This is a genomic window from Actinomadura spongiicola (assembly GCF_003432485.1).
Lineage (GTDB): Bacteria > Actinomycetota > Actinomycetes > Streptosporangiales > Streptosporangiaceae > Spirillospora > Spirillospora spongiicola.
Genome location: NZ_QVNQ01000003.1, coordinates 227,600 through 244,453, shown reverse-complemented (window position 1 = coordinate 244,453; position 16,854 = coordinate 227,600). Strand labels below are relative to the sequence as shown.

Here is a 16,854-nt window from a genome sequence, read left to right as displayed (position 1 = left end):
CAGGTGGGGGCCTCCCGCGAGGGGTGGATGCTGGCGGGGTCGGCTCGGGTGCGGGGGACCTCAACCCCGCCAGCGTGGTCGACCCTAATGAAAGGGCAGGTGGGCACTGGGCGTAACCGGGATTCCTCCGGGAAGGTCGGCTTTCACCCGGGCGTGGTGGGCCGGTCGGGGGCGTTGCCGCCGAGCGAGCGCGGCAGGTAGTTCTCGACCGCGGCGGCCCGGAACCCGGCCTGTTCGATCCAGCCGAGCATCGTCTCCATGTCGCGGGCGAGGCCCTTGCGGTAGTGCATGAGGATGATGTCGCCGGGTTTGAACCCTTTGCCGCCGTCGCCGCGTGCGAAGCCGTTGTAGCCGACACCGGGACCGGTCGTGCCGTTGTAGAACTCCGCCGACCACAGCAGGATCGACTTGATGCCGCACTGCTTGGCGGCCTGCCGCGTGGTCTCGTTGTAGCTGCCGAACGGCGGACGGAAGATCTCGGACCGCCGACCGTACTGTTTCTGGATCGCGTCGGAGGCGTCGCAGATCTGCTTCCGCTGCGTCTCGGGGCTGAGCGTCGCCATGTTGGGGTGGCTGACGGTGTGGTTCTCCATGCGCGAGCCCGCGTTGCGCATCGCCCAGAAGTACTGGCCCTGACCCTTGATGTAGGTCGTGGTCAGGAAGGTCATGATGGGGACGCGCCGCTTGCGGACGATGTTCACGAACTCGGAGTCGTAGACGTAGCCGTCGTCGATGGTGAGGAACACGACCCGTTCCTGCGTCTCGATGCGGTTGACGACCGGGGGAAACCCGTCGGCGGCCGGTTTCGGCATCGTCCACGATCCGGGTTTCGGCGTCGGCCACGTCTGGTCACCGAGGACGGCGGCGAGCTCCGTCCGCAGCGCGGGGTCGGAGCCCCCGCCCAGCGAGGTCAGGACGGGCCAGCCGCCCGCGGCCACGCCGATGACTCCGGCGGCAACCATGGTGACCACGGGCGTCCTACCTCGCATCGGCCGCGCACTCCGTTCGGTTCGTGGGCAGGGGATCTCGCATCGGTTGACGCGCCGGCGGCGGAGAGAGTCCGCCACCGACGAAACCTGCCGGACATATCTGACCATTCCCGGCGGTCGGGGGTGCGCATCCGCCCAACGCTCGGCGTGTACTCGGCAGGTGTTGCCGTTCGGCGAGGCGGTCTCGGTTCTCTACAGTCGGGTCATGCAGCTCACCGGCAGTGCCACCGTCGCCGCGCCGCTCGCCCGCGTCTGGGACGCGCTCCAGGACCCGGCCGTCCTGGCGAGGACGATACCCGGGTGCCGCTCCCTGGAGGAGACGGGCCCCGACACGTACCGCATGACCGTCTCGGCGGGCGTCGCCTCACTCCAGGGCACGTACGTCGGGCAGGTCGAACTCGCCGACCCCGACCCGCCGCGCTCGTTCGTCCTGCGCGCCCACGGGCAGGGCGCGCCCGGCACGGTGGACGCGACCGTCCGCGTCCGGCTCACCGCGGGCGACGGCGCCACCCGCATCGACTACGACGCCGACGCGGTCGTCGGCGGCATGGTCGGCGGCGTCGGCCAGCGGATGCTGGGCAGCGTCGCCAAACGCACCGCGGGACAGTTCTTCGCCGCGGTGGAACGCGACCTCACCGCACCGGCGCCCGCGCCCGCCCTGGCGGAGCCGGCCCCGGCCGGAGCGGGCACCCCCGCCCACACGGGAGGCGCCGCGCCGGCCGTGGCCTGGCCGATGGTGATCGCGTTCGGCTCCGGCGGCCTCGTCGCGCTCGTCGGCGTCGCCCTCGGCTACCTGCTCGGCCGCCGTTCCCGGCGGGACTGAGGGGTCAGTTCACCGCGACGAGGTCGACGACGAAGATCAGCGTCTCGCCGGGCTTGATGGCCGGGCTGGGGCTGCGGTCGCCGTACGCCAGATGCGGCGGGATGACGAGCTTGCGCCGACCGCCGACCTTCATCCCGACGATGCCCATGTCCCAGCCCTTGATGACCCGGCCGCCGCCGAGCTCGAAGTCGAAGGTGGAGCCCCGGTTCCAGGACGCGTCGAACTCCTCGCCCGTCGACCACGACACGCCGACGTAGTGCATCGACACGTTCGAGCCCTTGGTGGCCTCGGCGCCGTCGCCCTCGGTGATGTCGGTGATGTCGAGGTAGGCGGGCGGCTGTCCCTCGGGGAAGTCGATCTCGGGGCGTTCCAGCGCCATGAAGAGGCTCCAGCGGTCTCGTCGAATATGGAAACGCCCAGCCTAAACCCACGGCCCGGCTCCGGCGCCGACACCGTCAGGAAGGGCTGATGACCGTGCGGTCCCCGTCCGTCTCGTAGGCCACGACCTGGACGAGCGGCAGCGGCCTCCGGATCCGGCCCTCGGCGCTCGGTCCGGGCACGACCAGCAGCAGGTTGGCGTCCGCCCGGTCCGTGCCCTTCTCATGGGTGCCCAGCTCGCCGACCATCCGCAGCCGCGCGATGCCCGGACCCGCCGCCGCTACCAGATGCCAGCGCCGGGCCGACCGCCACCACACCGCCGCGGCCATCGTCCCGGCGGACGACGTGAAGTCGCCGTTCGTCCTGCCCCGCTCCGAGAGCGCCCGGCCGTCGTCGGCGATCAGAACCGAGCCGCCCGGCGTGCCCCACGGCGAGGACGCGTCCACCGTCAACAACGTGGCGCGACCGCCTCCCTCGGGCAGCTCACCGCTCCACAGCCGCCCCAACCGCAGGTCACCCGCCTCGCTCAACGTCGCCGCCGCCCCGCACGCGACGGCGCGCAGCGCCGCCCACCGGAACCGCTCGTCCCGCCTGGGCGGATCGTGGAACCACACGCGCGGTGCCGCGGAGCGCGGATCCTGCGACGCGAGCTGCGTGACCGTCCGCGGCCACCCGCCCATCGCCGGTCGGAACGTCATCTCGAACACCAGGTAGTTCTGGCAGCCCGGCGTGAACCAGCGCCACGGCAGCGGGTCGCTCAGCCCGTCCCGCACCGCCACCGGCATCCAGGTGGGGGACGGTCCGGACGGCAGCGCCGCCCGCACGTCCCGCAGCCAAGGCGGGACGAGGTAACGCCACGTCATCCCCAGCATGATGAGCTGCCCCGTGCTCGACCGCAGCCTGCGAACCGACTCGACGCCACGCGACAGACGCCGCTCGAAGTACTGCGCCACGTTGGGCGGGGTCCGCAGGCCGGGGGAGTCGCGCAGCACCACGAGGGACGCGCCGTCCACCGTCCCTGCATAGAGCGCGTAGACGCGGCCGTGCGGCGGTTCCCGGCCGTCGGCCCGCCAGGCGTCCGCGGCCCGCCGCAGCAGCCCGGCGTCGTTCCGCAGCCCGCCCTGCACCGGCCACTCGTAGACGGTCGGCGTCCCCGTCGCCCGCCACACCCCCGCGTCGACCACGGCGGGCCCGCCGGAGGACGCCTCCTCCGCCCGGGTGAGGACCTGCCCGGCGACCACGACCAGCGCCACGACCAGCACCCCCGCCACGGCGACACGCCATCGGACCGATCCAGCGGTCGGCGGACGCAACCGGATCAGATCGGGCTCGAACGCCTCGATCTCGGCCCGCTGCGCGTCCTCGTCGAGCCCCGTCCGCCCGTCCACCTCGGCGACGACCCGGTCCACGTCCCAGAAGTCGAACGGAACGTGGGCGCCCATCTCCGCGGCGATCTCAGGCGCGGTGAGACCGTCCCGGCGCAACAGGTACGCGAGCCGCTCCCGAGGCTCCAGCTCCAGCAACGCCGCCCGCACGGGCCCCGGCGGCTTCCGCACCGGCTCACAGAACAGGCGGTGCGCCCCACCCCACCCACCGGGAGGTTCGTCGAGCAGGATCGCGACCAGCCGGGCCCGCATGGCCGGATACCCACCCCGCCGCACCCGCATCGCCCCGGCGGCGACCCGCCGCGCACGGACGAGCGGAGCGTCACCGTCGTCCAGCACCAGGTACGCGAGCCGCAGAAGGCGGTCATAGTGCTCGCGGTCCACGACGCCACCTCCCACCCGCATTGTGCACAGCCCCAATAACAGCCACATTGAGACCTGATCACCTAACGAGACGACCGTCGGTCGGCGCGCGGCCATGCTCAGATCACCCGGCATGGGTCGCGCCGATGAGTTTCGGGGGTGGGAGTGGTCTCCTTGCGAGACGACTGAGAGGTGGCCGTGTGGACTTGTACAGCGTGATGGATGTGAGCGAGTTGGCTCGGGCGCTGGAGTGGTACCGGGGTGTTCTTTGGGCGTCCGGCCGATGAGGTCATGGGGGAGGAGCACCTGTGGCAGGTCGGGGAGAACGCGTGGGTCGTCGTCGATCAGAGGGGTGAGCGGGTCGGGGGCGCGACGATCACGCTGGGGGTGACCGGGCTCGACGACATTCTGGGTCGGCTCGCGGGGCACGGCGTCGTCCATGAGCCGGTGGAGACCTACGGCAATGGTGTCCGTCATGTCGTGGTGCTCGACCCGGACGGGAACAGCCTGTCGCTCGCGGAGGCGCCTGCCCGGTAGGTCCCGCCGCCTCAACGGGTCGTGAAGCGGTGCTCGGTGAAGGATGTGCCGTCCACGAGGAGGTCGGCGCGGGAGCGAGTGGCGTCGGCGGTGAAGTGGGCGGTCTCGCGGGCGGTCCAGGCGTCCCAGGCGGCGGCGTACTCCAGGCCGTCGCGGTCGAGGGCGCGGGCGCGGCGGAGGTCCAGCGGGGCGTCGATCCAGACGCGGTAGGCGGCCGGTGACCCCGCCCAGGCCGCGCCGACCCCCTCGACGACGAGGACGGGCACGGGCGGGATCTCCTCCGGCGGGCCGTAGCGGTCGCGGTGCCAGTCGTAGCGGCGCAGGGTCGCGGGACGGCCGTCCCGGAGCGGGGCGAGGACGGTGGAGAGGAGCGGCTCCCACCAGGTCAGCGGGTCGGCGTCCCACGGGACGCGGAAGTCGTCGGAGCGGACGACCGGAGCGCCGACCAGGGTGGCCGCCAGGTGGTCGGTGAACGTCGACTTGCCCGCGCCGCTCGGACCGTCCACCGCGACCAGGCGCACCGGGCCGCACGACGGCGGCAGCGTCAGCAGACGCGCCGCGAGCGCGGGGTAGGTCAGGGCGGTGCCCGGCGTGAACGCCACGGACGGCATACTTCCAGGACGAGATCTGAGGGGGCGAACATGGACCTGCTCGGCGCGACGGGCGGACCGGTGCGGATCGCTGGACGCGACCTCTCGCGCGAGGAGCTGTTCGGCTGGGCGTCGGCCGTCGCCGGGGAGATCGAGGGAGCGGACGCCGTCGCGGTGCACGCCACGGCGTCGGCGGAGACGGTCGCGGCGGTCGTCGGCGGCGTCCTCGCGGGCGTCCCCGTCGTGCCGCTCCCACCCGACTCCGGTCCCGCCGAACGCGCCCACATCCTCGGTGATTCCGGCGCGGATCTGCTGCTGGCCGCCCGTGGTGTGGAACACGGCGACGGGGAGCCGCCCCTGGTCGCCGTCGACGCGCTTCCGCGTCGGGGAAGCGCGCGAGGTGAGGTGGGCGCTGAGAAGACCGCGCTGATCCTCTACACGAGCGGGACGACGGGCGCGCCGAAGGGCGTGCTGGTCTCGCGCGGCGCGGTCGCCGCGGGTCTCGACGCCCTCGCCGAAGCCTGGCGGTGGACACCGGACGACGTCCTGGTCCACGGACTGCCGCTGTTCCATGTGCACGGACTCGTCCTCGGGGTGCTCGGGGCGCTGCGGGTCGGGTCGCGGCTCGTCCACACCGGACGGCCCCGGCCCGGTGACTACGCGGCCGCGGCGGAGGACGGCGGGACCCTGTTCTTCGGCGTGCCGACCGTCTGGTCGCGGACGGCGGCGGACCCGGCCGCCGCCGGGGCGCTGCGGACCGCGCGGCTGCTCGTCTCCGGCAGCGCGCCTCTCCCCGTCCCCGTCTTCGAACGGCTCGCCGACCTCACCGGGCACCGGCCGGTCGAACGGTACGGCATGACGGAGACGCTCATCACGGTCAGCGCCCGCGCGGACGGCGAGCGGCGCCCCGGCTACGTCGGCACACCGCTGCCCGGAGTGGAGACGCGGCTGGCGGGCGAGGACGGCGGGCCCGTGCCGGCGGACGGTGAGACGCCCGGTGAACTGCACGTCCGCGCGCCGCTGCTGTTCCAGGGGTACCTCAACCGGCCCGAGGCCACCGCGGAGTCGTTCACCGGGGACGGCTGGTTCCGCACCGGCGACATCGCGACGATCGGGCCGGACGGATGGCACCGCATCGTCGGCCGCGCCTCCACCGACCTGATCAAGAGCGGCGGCTACCGCATCGGCGCGGGCGAGGTCGAGAACGCGCTGCTCGCGCACCCGGACGTCCGGGAGGCCGCCGTCGTCGGCACCCCCCACGACGACCTCGGCGAGCAGGTCACCGCCTACGTCGTCGCGGACGGGATCGGGGAGCGGCAGCTCATCGACTTCGTCGCCGGGCGCCTGTCCGTCCACAAACGTCCCCGCGTGGTGCACCTGGTCGACGCGCTGCCCCGCAACGCCATGGGCAAGGTCGTCAAGACCCGCCTCGGGGACCTCGTCTAGAGCCGCATATGACAGCTGTCATCAAGATCGGCTGACACGCGCTTCTACCGGACGGCGCGCCGGACCGCGACGCTGGAAACATGCACACCGACCCATCCATCTCGGTCGAGGGGCTCCGCCAGCGGTACGGGGACTTCGAGGCCGTCGCCGGCATCTCCTTCGAGGTCGCCGCGGGTGAGCTGTTCGCGCTCCTCGGCACCAACGGCGCCGGGAAGACGACGACCCTCGAAACGCTGGAGGGGCACCGGGCCGCCCACGCCGGAACGGTCCGGGTCCTCGGCCGCGACCCGCACCGCGAACGTCGCGCCGTCCGCCCCCGGATCGGCATCATGCTCCAGGAAGGCGGCTTCTTCGCCGACCTCACCGTCGCCGAGACCGTCGACCACTGGCGCGGCTTCACGCCCGCGCCCCGCGACCGCGACGAGGCCGTCGCGCTCGCCGGGCTCAGCGACAAGGCCGGGGTGCGGGTGCGGCAACTGTCCGGCGGCCAGAAACGCCGCCTCGACCTCGCGCTCGCGCTGCTCGGCCGGCCCGCCGTCCTTTTCCTCGACGAACCGACCACCGGCATGGACCCCGAGGCCCGCCGCACCACCTGGAAGATCGTCCAGGAGGTCGTCGCGGACGGCACCACCGTGCTCCTCACCACCCACTACCTGGAGGAGGCCGAGCACCTCGCCGACCGGCTCGCCATCCTCCACCGTGGCCGCATCGAGACGTCCGGGACGGTCGAGGAGGTCGTCGCCGGATACGGCGACCGCATCACCTTCCACATGCCCGACCACCTCCAGGTCGCCGAACTCCCCGAGCTGCGCGGCGCCCGCCCCGACATGACCGTGACCGGCGGCCGTGCCGTCGCCGTCTACACCGTCAACGGCTCCGGACTCCAGGCGGGCCTGTACGACCTGCTGCGCTGGGCCGACGAGGAACGCGTCCGGCTGGACGGTCTGGAGGCGCGCAGCGCGTCCCTCGAAGACGTCTTCCTCCGCACCGCCGAAGGAGCCGACCGATGAACTTCACGGCCATGCTCCGCGTCTCCCGCCTCGACCTCACGCTGCTGTGGCGCAACAGGACGGCGATGTTCTCGGTGTTCGGCCTGCCGCTGCTGTTCGCGGGGATGCTCGTCCCGATGAAGGGCCAGGACATCGGCGGCGTGGACGGCGCGCTCCTCCAGGGCACCGGCCACCTCGGCTTCTTCCTCCTGTTCGCGGTCTTCATGAACCTCGTCACCGTGTTCACCGCCCGCCGCGAGGACCTGACGCTCAAACGGCTCCGCGGCACCGCGCTGTCCGACGCGGAGATCACCGGGGGCGGCATCGTCACCGCGACCGCGATGTACGCCCTCCAGGTGCTGGCGCTGGTCGTCGTGCTCGGCGTCGCGTTCGGCGGCCGGTTCCCCGCCGACCCCGTGCTCCTCCTCGTCGGCCTCGCGGGCGGCGTCGCGGTCTTCGCGACCCTGTCCTTCGTGATCTCCGGGATCACCCCGAACGCGGAACTGGCGCAGCTCACCGTCCTGCCGATCATGTTCGGCTGCATGCTCGGGGGCGGGGTGATGTTCCCGATGGACGCCCTGCCGGACTGGCTCGCCCAGCCGACCCGGCTCCTCCCGCTCAGCCCCGTCGTGGAGATCAGCAGGACCGGCTACTTCGGGCAGGACTTCTACGACCACGGCGCGCACCCGTCCGTCGGCGTCCTGGAGGGCTGGCGGACGTGCCTGCCCTCGTTCATCGTCCTCGCCGTGTGGGGCGTGCTCGGTCGCTCGCTCGCCATCCGCTGGTTCCGGTGGGAACCCCGGCACGCCTGATCGACGGAACGGCACCGATTACAGTGCGGGAACGGAAAGGAGGGGCCGCATGACGGTCGCGACCACGGCGGACCTCGAAGCGCGCGACACCCAAAGGCTCGAACGCTACCAGCGGATCACCTACCGCTCGTTCCTGATCGCCGCCGTGGGCTTCGTCGCGCCCAGCCTCGTCGGGTTGGGCGCCGCCTACACCGACGGCGACGTCGGCGTCACCCTCGCCATCGTGGTGCTCGCCGGCCTGGCCGTGCTCACCTGGTACTACGCGCGGCTCGTCAAGACGGGCCTGGCGGGCGGCGCGTCGCGCCGCGACCTCATGCTCAGCGGCACGCTGGCGGCCGCGATGAGCACGATGATCCTCATCGGCCCGCTGTTCAACCTCATCCCGATCTTCTGGGTGTCCGCGGTGGTGATGTCGCCGCTCAGCCGCAGGCAGCTGGCCGCCCTGTGCCTCGCCGTCGGCATGGTGTGCTCGGTCCTGACCACGATCGCCGCGCAGCGGCTCGTCCCCGACGCCCCGCTTCCCTGGTACGGGGTCTTTCCGCTGATGCTCGTGATCTACGTCGGCGGCTGCGCCGTCACCGTGTTCGTCAACCGGTACCAGCGCCGCATGTGGGAGATGCACCGGGAGACCCACGCCGCCCGCGACGCCCTCGCCCGGCTCGCCGTCACCGAGGAACGGCTCCGCTTCTCCCGTGACCTGCACGACCTCCTCGGCCACAGCCTCTCCCTCATCGCCGTGAAGAGCGAACTGGCCATGCGGACGGCGCGCACCGACCCCGACCGCGCCGCCGCCGAGATGGCCGACGTCCGCCGCACCGCCCGGGAGGCGCTGCGCGAGGTGCGCGGCGCCGTCAGCGGCTACCGGGCCGTCGACCTGGACACCGAACTGGTCGGGGCGCGCGCCGTGCTGGAGGCCGCCGGGATCCGCTGCGAGATCGGCGACCCGCCGGACGCGCTGCCGTCGGAGGTCCGCTCGGTGCTGGCCTGGGTCATCCGGGAGGGCGTCACCAACGTGATCAAGCACAGCGGGGCGCGGCGCTGCGAGGTCACGCTCACGGCCTACGACGGGTCCGTGGTCCTGGAGATGGGCAACGACGGCGTCCGCGGCGACGGCGGCGTCCGCGTCGACGAAAGCGGCTCGGGCCTCACCGGCCTCGCCGAACGCGTCGCCGTGCTCGGCGGCGAGATCACCGCCGGGCGCCACGGCCGGGACGGCTTCCTGCTGCGCGCCGCCGTCCCGCTCCCCGCGTCCGACGCGGACGCCGTGCCCGCCGCCACGGCCGCGGGGAGGAGCGCGTGATCCGCGTTCTGCTCGCCGACGACGAGCACCTCATCCGCGGCGCCGTCGCCGCCCTCCTCGGCCTGGAACCCGACCTTGAGGTCGTCGCCGAGGTCGGACGCGGCGACGAGGTGGCGGCCGCCGTCGCCGAGCACGATCCGGACGTCGCCGTCCTCGACATCGAGATGCCCGGCGTGGACGGTCTCACCGTCGCCGAACGGCTGACCGCGTCCGGCGCCCGCTGCTCGATCTGCATTCTCACGAGCTTCGGGCGTCCCGGATACCTTCGCCGCGCCATGGCGGCCGGGGTCCGCGGCTTCGTCGCCAAGGACGCCCCCACCGAGGAGTTGGCCGCCGCGATCCGCAAGGTCCACGACGGCGGGCGCTACCTGGACGCCGAACTCGCCGCCAACGCCATGGCCGCGGGCGACAATCCCCTCACCGACCGCGAACGCGAGATCCTCCGCCTCACCGGCACCGGAACCGGGACCGCCCAGATCGCGACCCGGCTGCACCTGTCCGAGGGCACCGTCCGCAACTACCTCTCCACCGCCATGACGAAACTCGGCGCCCCCACCCGCGTAGCCGCCGCCCGCGCCGCCAAGGACATGGGCTGGATCTGACCACGTCCCGTACGCGCCCCCTGCACGCGGGGATGGGCCTTTAGGCTTGCCTCGTGAGTGAGCCACTGGTCGAACGCATGCGGGAATTCGGCGAAACGATCTTTGCCGAGATGTCAGCACTCGCCGTACGGACCGGCGCGATCAATCTGGGCCAAGGCTTCCCCGATGGCTCAGGCCCGGAGGCCGTGCTCGACACGGCCGTCGAGGCGATCCGGACGGGGGCCAACCAGTATCCGCCGGGGCCGGGGCTGCCCGAGTTGCGGGAGGCGGTGGCGGCGCAGCGGCTCGCCCGGTACGGGTTGGCGTACGACCCGGCGACCGAGGTGTTCGTCACCGTGGGGGCCACCGAGGGCATCGCGGCGTCGGTGCTGGCGCTGGCGGAGCCCGGTGACGAGGTCATCGTGTTCGAGCCGTACTACGACTCGTACGCGGCCGTGATCGCGCTCGCCGGGGCCGTCCGCAGGCCCGTCACGCTCCGTCCGGTCGAGGGACGTTTCACCTTCGACGCGGACGACCTGCGGGCGGCGGTCGGGCCCCGCACCAAGGCGATCCTGGTGAACTCGCCGCACAACCCTGCGGGGACCGTGTTCACGCGCGCCGAACTGGAGACCATCGCCGGCGTCTGCCGGGAGCACGACCTAGTCGCGATCACCGACGAGGTGTACGAGTACCTGACGTTCGACGACGCCGAACACATTCCCCTGGCCACGCTCGACGGCATGCGCGAGCGGACGGTGTCGGTGTCGTCGGTGGGCAAGTCGTTCTCCGTCACCGGCTGGAAGACCGGGTGGGTGACGGCGCCCGCGCCCTACGTCCGGGCCGTCCAGACGGTGAAGCAGTTCCTCACCTACGCGGTCAGCGCCCCCTACCAGCAGGCCACCGCGTACGGGCTGACCCACGAGCTCGCCTGGGTCGAGGAACTGCGCAAGTCGCTCCAGGCGAAACGCGACCGGCTCATCACCGGGCTGGAGGCCGCCGGGTTCGCGACGTACCGGCCGCAGGGGACGTACTTCGTGCAGGCCGACATCCGGCCGCTCGGGTTCACCGACGGCATGGAGTTGGCGCGGGCGCTACCGGAGAAGGCGGGCGTGGTCGCCATCCCGACGCAGGTGTTCTACGACCACGCCGAGGCGGGTGCGCACTTCGTCCGGTTCGCGTTCTGCAAGAAGGACGAGGTCATCGACGAGGCCGTGGAACGGCTCGCCCGCCTCCGCTGAGGAAGGCCCGGGCACGCTCGGTGACGGGCGGCGCCGGACGGTCGTCGGGGTCTCGACGCGGGTAGAGATCGGGTCGACGAACAGCCGCCGAGGAGCCGCCGAGGAGTGTCGCCGTGCCCGATCCGATCGAAGTCCGCAAGATCCCCATCGAGAGCGTGACCGACGCGTCCGGGCTGGCCCGGCTGATCGACGACGGTGTCCTGGACGCCGACCGGGTTCTCGCCGTGGTCGGTAAGACGGAGGGCAACGGCGGCGTCAACGACTACACGCGGCTGCTCGCCGACCGCGCGTTCCGTGAGGTGCTCGTCGCGAAGGGGACCCGGACGGCGGACGAGGTGGGGCGCGTCCCGCTGGTGTGGTCGGGCGGCACGGACGGCGTCCTCAGCCCGCACGCCACCGTGTTCGCCTCCCTCGACCCGGCGACCGTGCCGCCGACGGACGAGCCGCGCCTGTCCGTCGGCGTCGCGATGAGCGAGATCATCCTGCCCGAGGACATCGGCCGTCCGACGATGGTCGACACCGTCGCCGCCGGGGTCCGGGAGGCGATGAAGACCGCCGGGATCGACGACCCGGCCGACGTCCACTACGTGCAGACGAAGACACCGCTGCTGACGCTCGACGCCATCAACGACGCCAGGACACGCGGTCACGACGTCGTCACCGACGACACTCTCGCGTCGATGGACATCTCCAACTCGACCACCGCGCTGGGCGTCGCGGTCGCACTCGGCGAGATCCAACCGCCGTCCGCCCAACAGATCCACCGGGACCTGTCGCTGTACTCGTCGGTGGCGTCCTGTTCGTCGGGTGTGGAACTCGACCGGGCGCAGATCGTCGTCGTCGGCAACGTGCGCGGTATCGGCGGCCGGTACCGCGCCGGGCACGGTGTGATGAAGGACGCGCTGGACGCCGACGGCATCTGGGACGCCATCGGATCCACCGGGCTGGACCTGCCGGAACGGCCCCACGCGTCCGACCTCGGCGACCGGCTCGTCAACGTGTTCATCAAATGCGAGGCCGACCCGAGCGGCTACGTACGGGGTCGCCGCAACATCATGTTGGACGACTCCGACGTGCACTGGCACCGGCAGATCAAGGCGTGCGTCGGCGGCGTCGCCGCGTCCGTGACGGGCGACCCGGCCGTGTTCGTGTCGGTCGCCGCCGTGCATCAGGGGCCGTCCGGTGGCGGCACCGTCGCCGCCATCGCCGACCTCGGCTAACTGCGGCGGACGCGGAGAGTGCGCGAATAGTCGCCCATCGCGGTCGCCGAAGGTTATAGCCTTCCAGCCGTGCCCGGACTGACCATTCCCGAACCACAGTTCCCCGACGATGACGGCACCGCCGACCCGCGGTTGTGCGAGGCGCTCGCCGGGTACGCGGCGGGGCGTGTCGCCGCGCACACGGTGCTGCGGCGGCTGCGGGGCGTGCGGCTGCTCGTGCCGATGGTGGCCGTCCTCACCGAGGAGGAGGCGGCGCCGCCGGGCGGGCTGCGCCGGGAGAAGTCGAGCGACATGGCGCTGCCCACGCTGATCGGCGACGACGGGCGGCGCGGCGTCCTCGGCTTCACCTGCGTCGAGACGATGAAGGCGTGGCGGGCCGACGCCCGCCCGGTGGCGGTCCGCGCGGATGAGGCGTGCCGCGCCACCCTGGACGAGGGGGCCGACGCGCTGGTCGTCGACGTGGCGGGCCCGGTGCCGTTCGCCGTGGACGGGATGCGGCTGCACATGCTGGCCGAGGGCCGTCCGGTCCCGCCGCCGCACGAGGACCCGGACGTGCTCGCCGCGGTCGAGGCCGCGTTCGGCACCGACCAGGCGGTGAGCGGGGTCCGGGTCACCGAGGGCGAGTCGACGGAGCTGGCCGTGCGGTTCGCCATCGTCCCCGGCCATGACGAGCGCCGCACCGTGCAGCGGGTGTCGGACCGGCTCGCCGAACTGTTGCGCGGCCACATCGTCGGCGGCGTCGAACTGAGCGTGACGCGCCGCGCCTGAGCCGCGCGTCCTCGCCCTGCCGGACGGGTTCCGCCGTCACGGGTGGTGGCATGGACTCAATAGGATCGGGGGCATGCTGCGATGGTTGACCGCCGGTGAGTCCCACGGGCCTGCCCTGACCGCGATTCTGGAGGGGCTCCCGGCCGGTGTGCGCGTGACCTCGGACGACATCGCCGAGGAGCTGCGCCGCCGCAGGCTCGGCCACGGGCGGGGGGCCCGGATGAAGTTCGAACAGGACCGGGTGACGGTCGTCGGCGGGGTCCGGCACGGCAGGACGCTCGGCGGGCCGGTCGCGATCGAGGTCGGCAACAGCGAGTGGCCCAAGTGGGAGACGGTCATGTCGGCCGATCCCGTGGACGCCGCCGTCCTGGAGGCCCAGGCGCGGAACGCGCCGCTGTCGCAGCCGCGACCCGGGCACGCCGACCTCGTCGGCATGCAGAAGTACGGCTTCGACGACGCGCGGCCCGTCCTGGAGCGGGCGAGCGCGCGGGAGACCGCGGCGCGGGTCGCGCTCGGAACCGTCGCCAAGGCGTTCCTGAAGCAGACCCTCGGCGTGGACGTGCTCAGCCACGTGATCGCGCTCGGCGAGGTCGAGGCGCCCGCGGGCGTCCTGCCCGAGCCCGGCGACCTCGCGCGGGTGGACGACAGCCCGGTGCGCTGCTTCGACGACGACGCGTCCGGGAAGATGGTCGCGCACATCGACGAGAAGAAACGGGCCGGGGACACGCTCGGCGGGGTCGTGGAGGTCCTCGCCTACGGGCTGCCGCCCGGCCTCGGCAGCCACGTCCACTGGGACCGGCGGCTCGACGCGCGGCTCGCCGGGGCCCTGATGGGCGTCCAGGCGATCAAGGGTGTGGAGCTCGGCGACGGGTTCACCACCGCGCGGCGTCCCGGCTCGCGGGCGCACGACGAGATCGACGCCACGCCCGACGGGGTCCGGCGGCGGACGAACCGCGCGGGCGGCGTCGAGGGTGGCATGACGACCGGTGAAGTACTGCGGGTCCGGGCCGCGATGAAACCGATCTCGACCGTCCCGCGCCGTCTCGACACCATCGACGTGCGGACCGGCGAACCCGCCAAGGCCATCAACCAGCGCAGCGACGTCACCGCCGTGCCCGCCGCCGGAGTCGTCGCGGAGGCGATGGTGGCGCTCGTCCTCGCCGACGCGGCGCTGGAAAAGTTCGGCGGCGACTCCGCCGAGGAGACCGCCCGCAACGTGCGGGGATACCTGTCCTCACTGACCGTCAAGTGAACGGGACGACCATGCGACCGAAGGCCGTGCTCATCGGGCCGCCCGGCTCCGGCAAGTCCACGATCGGCGCCGCGCTCGCCGACCGGCTCGGCGTGACACTGCGCGACACCGACGCCGACGTCGAGGCCGCGGCGGGCAAACCGATCGGCGAGATCTTCATCGACGACGGCGAGGAGCGGTTCCGCGAGATGGAACGCGCGGCCGTCGCGGCGGCGCTCACGGAGCACGAGGGGATCGTCGCGCTCGGCGGCGGAGCCGTCCTGGCGGCGGAGACCCAGGAGGCGCTCGCCGGGCACACCGTCGTTTACCTGCGGGTCGGGCTGTCGGAGGCGATCAAGCGGGTGGGGCTCGCGTCGGCGCGGCCGCTGCTGGTGCTGAACCCCCGCAGCCAGATGCGCAAGCTCCTGGAGGAGCGCCTGCCGATCTACGAGCGGCTCGGCACCGTCGCCGTCGACACCGACGGCCGGGAACCCGCCGACATCGTGGCGGAGATCACCAAGGCCCTGGAGGACGCGTGACGCGGATCCGCGTGGAGGGCGCCGCGCCCTACGACGTCGTCGTCGGGACGGGCGTCCTCGGCGAGCTGCCCGGCATGGTCGGCGAACGCGCCCGGACCGTCGCCGTCGTGCACGCCGAGGGGCTCCCGGAGATCGCCCGGCCCGTGTGCGGCGCCCTGGAACAGGCCGGATACGTCGTCCACGCGCTGCCCGTCCCCGACGGTGAGGCGGCCAAGGAGGCCGGGGTCCTCGCGGGCCTGTGGTCGTCGTTCGCCCGGGTCGGCATGACCCGGACCGACGTCGTCGTCGGCGTCGGCGGCGGCGCCACCACCGACCTCGCGGGGTTCGCGGCGGCGTCGTGGCTGCGCGGGGTGCCGGCGGTGCTCGTCCCGACGACGCTGCTCGGCATGGTGGACGCGGCCGTCGGCGGCAAGACCGGCATCAACATCCCGGAGGGCAAGAACCTCGTCGGGGCGTTCCATCCCCCCGCCGGAGTGGTGTGCGACCTGGCCACGCTGGTGACGATGCCGCGTGAGGACTACATCAGCGGCCTCGCCGAGATCATCAAGGCGGGGTTCATCGCCGACCCCGTGATCCTGGACCTGGTGGAGGACGACCCGAAGGGCGCCGCGTCCCCGGACGGCCCGCACACCCGCGAGCTGGTCGAACGCGCCGTCCGGGTCAAGGCGGACGTGGTGTCGGCCGACCTGCGGGAGAGCGGCCTGCGGGAGATCCTCAACTACGGGCACACGCTCGCGCACGCCATCGAGAAGGCGGAGGACTACCGGTTCCGGCACGGCCACGCCGTCGCCATCGGCATGGTGTACGCGGCGGAGCTGGCCCGCCTCGCCGGGCGGCTGCCCGCCGACGCGGTGCGACGGCACCGGGACGTCCTCACCTCCGTCGGCCTGCCGGTCTCCTACGCCGCCGACTGGCCGGCACTGCGCGCCACCATGACCATCGACAAGAAGTCGCGCGGGTCGACGCTGCGGTTCGTCGTCCTGGACGGCATCGCCGAGCCCGGCCGCCTGGAGGGCCCGGACGAGGACCTGCTCGCCGCCGCCTACCGGGAGATCGGCCGATGACCCCCGTGCTCGTCCTGAACGGCCCGAACCTGCGGCGTCTCGGCGTCCGCGAACCCGAGAAGTACGGGACGACGACCTTCGACGAGCTCGCCGCCCTCTGCCGGGACGCCGGGCGCCGCCTGAACCTGAGCGTCGAGGTCCGGCAGACCGACGACGAGGCGGAGATGCTGCGCTGGCTGCACGAGGCCGCCGACGGGCGCGTCCCGGTGGTCCTGAACCCGGCCGCGTTCACGCACTACTCGTACGCGCTGCGGGACGCGGTCGCGCAGCGCACCGCCCCGCTCGTCGAGGTCCACATCACCAACCCGGCCGCCCGCGAGGAGTTCCGACACACCTCCGTCGTCGCCGGGGTCGCCACCGGCACGATCGCCGGCTTCGGCATGATGTCGTACGTCCTCGCCCTCCAGGCCGTCGCCGAACTCGCGTAATACTTGCAGGACCGGCCCACTTCGCTCGCCTGGCGGCTGTGTTTACTACAGTCCCGGCCCACTTCGCTCGCCTGGCGGCTCGCTACGTGACCGCTCCTGGGCGAACGCGGCATCGCTTCGCGATCCACCCGGTTCCGCTCGCCTTCGGCTTCGCTCCACCGGGCGGGTCACGC

Annotated in this window: 18 protein-coding genes; 14 read left to right on the top strand and 4 right to left on the bottom strand. The window is 72.8% G+C overall.

The features are described 5' to 3' along the window. Window positions 1–143: 143 nt before the first annotated feature. The gene (locus D0T12_RS09840; RefSeq protein ID WP_233526004.1) at window positions 144–962 is read right to left on the bottom strand and encodes a polysaccharide deacetylase family protein; all 819 of its coding nucleotides are present in this window, start codon (window positions 960–962) and stop codon (window positions 144–146) included. Window positions 963–1,194: 232 nt separating this feature from the next. Here D0T12_RS09840 and D0T12_RS09835 point away from each other — a divergent pair, with 232 nt between their 5' ends. Then, a complete protein-coding gene (locus D0T12_RS09835) occupies window positions 1,195–1,812 on the top strand; it encodes an SRPBCC family protein (RefSeq protein ID WP_117399728.1) in 618 nt (205 codons plus the stop codon). Window positions 1,813–1,816: 4 nt separating this feature from the next. On the opposite strand, the gene D0T12_RS09830 is transcribed toward D0T12_RS09835, so the two are convergent. After that, window positions 1,817–2,191 carry an FKBP-type peptidyl-prolyl cis-trans isomerase gene (locus D0T12_RS09830; RefSeq protein ID WP_117399201.1) on the bottom strand — a complete coding sequence of 125 codons (375 nt, stop codon included), beginning with the start codon at window positions 2,189–2,191 and terminating at the stop codon, window positions 1,817–1,819. A 76-nt stretch (window positions 2,192–2,267) separates the two neighbouring features. Further along, on the bottom strand, window positions 2,268–3,959 hold the full coding sequence (locus D0T12_RS09825) for an RNA polymerase sigma factor sigma-70 region 4 domain-containing protein (RefSeq protein WP_117399200.1): 1,692 nt from the start codon (window positions 3,957–3,959) through the stop codon (window positions 2,268–2,270). 270 nt (window positions 3,960–4,229) lie between these two features. Here D0T12_RS09825 and D0T12_RS09820 point away from each other — a divergent pair, with 270 nt between their 5' ends. Continuing rightward, a complete protein-coding gene (locus tag D0T12_RS09820; RefSeq protein WP_199487394.1) occupies window positions 4,230–4,475 on the top strand; it encodes a VOC family protein in 246 nt (81 codons plus the stop codon). Between the two features lie 11 nt (window positions 4,476–4,486). On the opposite strand, the gene D0T12_RS09815 is transcribed toward D0T12_RS09820, so the two are convergent. Continuing rightward, window positions 4,487–5,077 (bottom strand): uridine kinase family protein, encoded by a 591-nt coding sequence (locus D0T12_RS09815; RefSeq protein WP_233525945.1) that lies wholly within the window; start codon window positions 5,075–5,077, stop codon window positions 4,487–4,489. 39 nt (window positions 5,078–5,116) lie between these two features. Here D0T12_RS09815 and D0T12_RS09810 point away from each other — a divergent pair, with 39 nt between their 5' ends. The 12 genes from D0T12_RS09810 (at window position 5,117) to aroQ (ending at window position 16,681) form a co-directional block, all read left to right on the top strand. Beyond that, window positions 5,117–6,511: an acyl-CoA synthetase gene (locus D0T12_RS09810; RefSeq protein WP_117399198.1), complete on the top strand. Its 1,395-nt coding sequence runs from the start codon at window positions 5,117–5,119 to the stop codon at window positions 6,509–6,511. A gap of 80 nt (window positions 6,512–6,591) precedes the next feature. Then, window positions 6,592–7,521, top strand: coding sequence for an ABC transporter ATP-binding protein (locus D0T12_RS09805; protein ID WP_117399197.1), 930 nt, complete (start codon window positions 6,592–6,594; stop codon window positions 7,519–7,521). Beyond that, window positions 7,518–8,312 (top strand): ABC transporter permease, encoded by a 795-nt coding sequence (locus D0T12_RS09800; RefSeq protein ID WP_117399196.1) that lies wholly within the window; start codon window positions 7,518–7,520, stop codon window positions 8,310–8,312. The genes D0T12_RS09805 and D0T12_RS09800 overlap by 4 nt, the downstream gene beginning before the upstream one ends. A gap of 49 nt (window positions 8,313–8,361) precedes the next feature. Beyond that, window positions 8,362–9,612, top strand: a complete 1,251-nt coding sequence (locus tag D0T12_RS09795) for a sensor histidine kinase (protein ID WP_199487393.1) — start codon at window positions 8,362–8,364, stop codon at window positions 9,610–9,612. Next, window positions 9,609–10,214, top strand: coding sequence for a response regulator transcription factor (locus D0T12_RS09790; protein ID WP_117399195.1), 606 nt, complete (start codon window positions 9,609–9,611; stop codon window positions 10,212–10,214). Before D0T12_RS09795 ends, D0T12_RS09790 begins: the two co-directional genes overlap by 4 nt. Before the next feature lie 53 nt (window positions 10,215–10,267). Beyond that, window positions 10,268–11,431 (top strand): pyridoxal phosphate-dependent aminotransferase, encoded by a 1,164-nt coding sequence (locus D0T12_RS09785; RefSeq protein WP_117399194.1) that lies wholly within the window; start codon window positions 10,268–10,270, stop codon window positions 11,429–11,431. Between the two features lie 113 nt (window positions 11,432–11,544). After that, entirely contained in the window at window positions 11,545–12,651 is a 1,107-nt protein-coding gene (bar, locus tag D0T12_RS09780; protein WP_117399193.1) for a barbiturase, read from the top strand. Window positions 12,652–12,720: 69 nt separating this feature from the next. Beyond that, window positions 12,721–13,419, top strand: coding sequence for an SseB family protein (locus D0T12_RS09775; RefSeq protein ID WP_117399192.1), 699 nt, complete (start codon window positions 12,721–12,723; stop codon window positions 13,417–13,419). Window positions 13,420–13,492: 73 nt separating this feature from the next. Continuing rightward, complete coding sequence (gene aroC / locus D0T12_RS09770) at window positions 13,493–14,671, top strand: chorismate synthase (RefSeq protein ID WP_117399191.1); 1,179 nt, start codon at window positions 13,493–13,495, stop codon at window positions 14,669–14,671. Window positions 14,672–14,682: 11 nt separating this feature from the next. Continuing rightward, entirely contained in the window at window positions 14,683–15,189 is a 507-nt protein-coding gene (locus D0T12_RS09765) for a shikimate kinase (protein ID WP_117399726.1), read from the top strand. Beyond that, the gene (gene aroB / locus D0T12_RS09760) at window positions 15,186–16,253 is read left to right on the top strand and encodes a 3-dehydroquinate synthase (RefSeq protein WP_117399190.1); all 1,068 of its coding nucleotides are present in this window, start codon (window positions 15,186–15,188) and stop codon (window positions 16,251–16,253) included. The genes D0T12_RS09765 and aroB overlap by 4 nt, the downstream gene beginning before the upstream one ends. Further along, window positions 16,250–16,681: a type II 3-dehydroquinate dehydratase gene (gene aroQ / locus D0T12_RS09755; protein ID WP_117399189.1), complete on the top strand. Its 432-nt coding sequence runs from the start codon at window positions 16,250–16,252 to the stop codon at window positions 16,679–16,681. The genes aroB and aroQ overlap by 4 nt, the downstream gene beginning before the upstream one ends. Window positions 16,682–16,854: the final 173 nt, after the last annotated feature.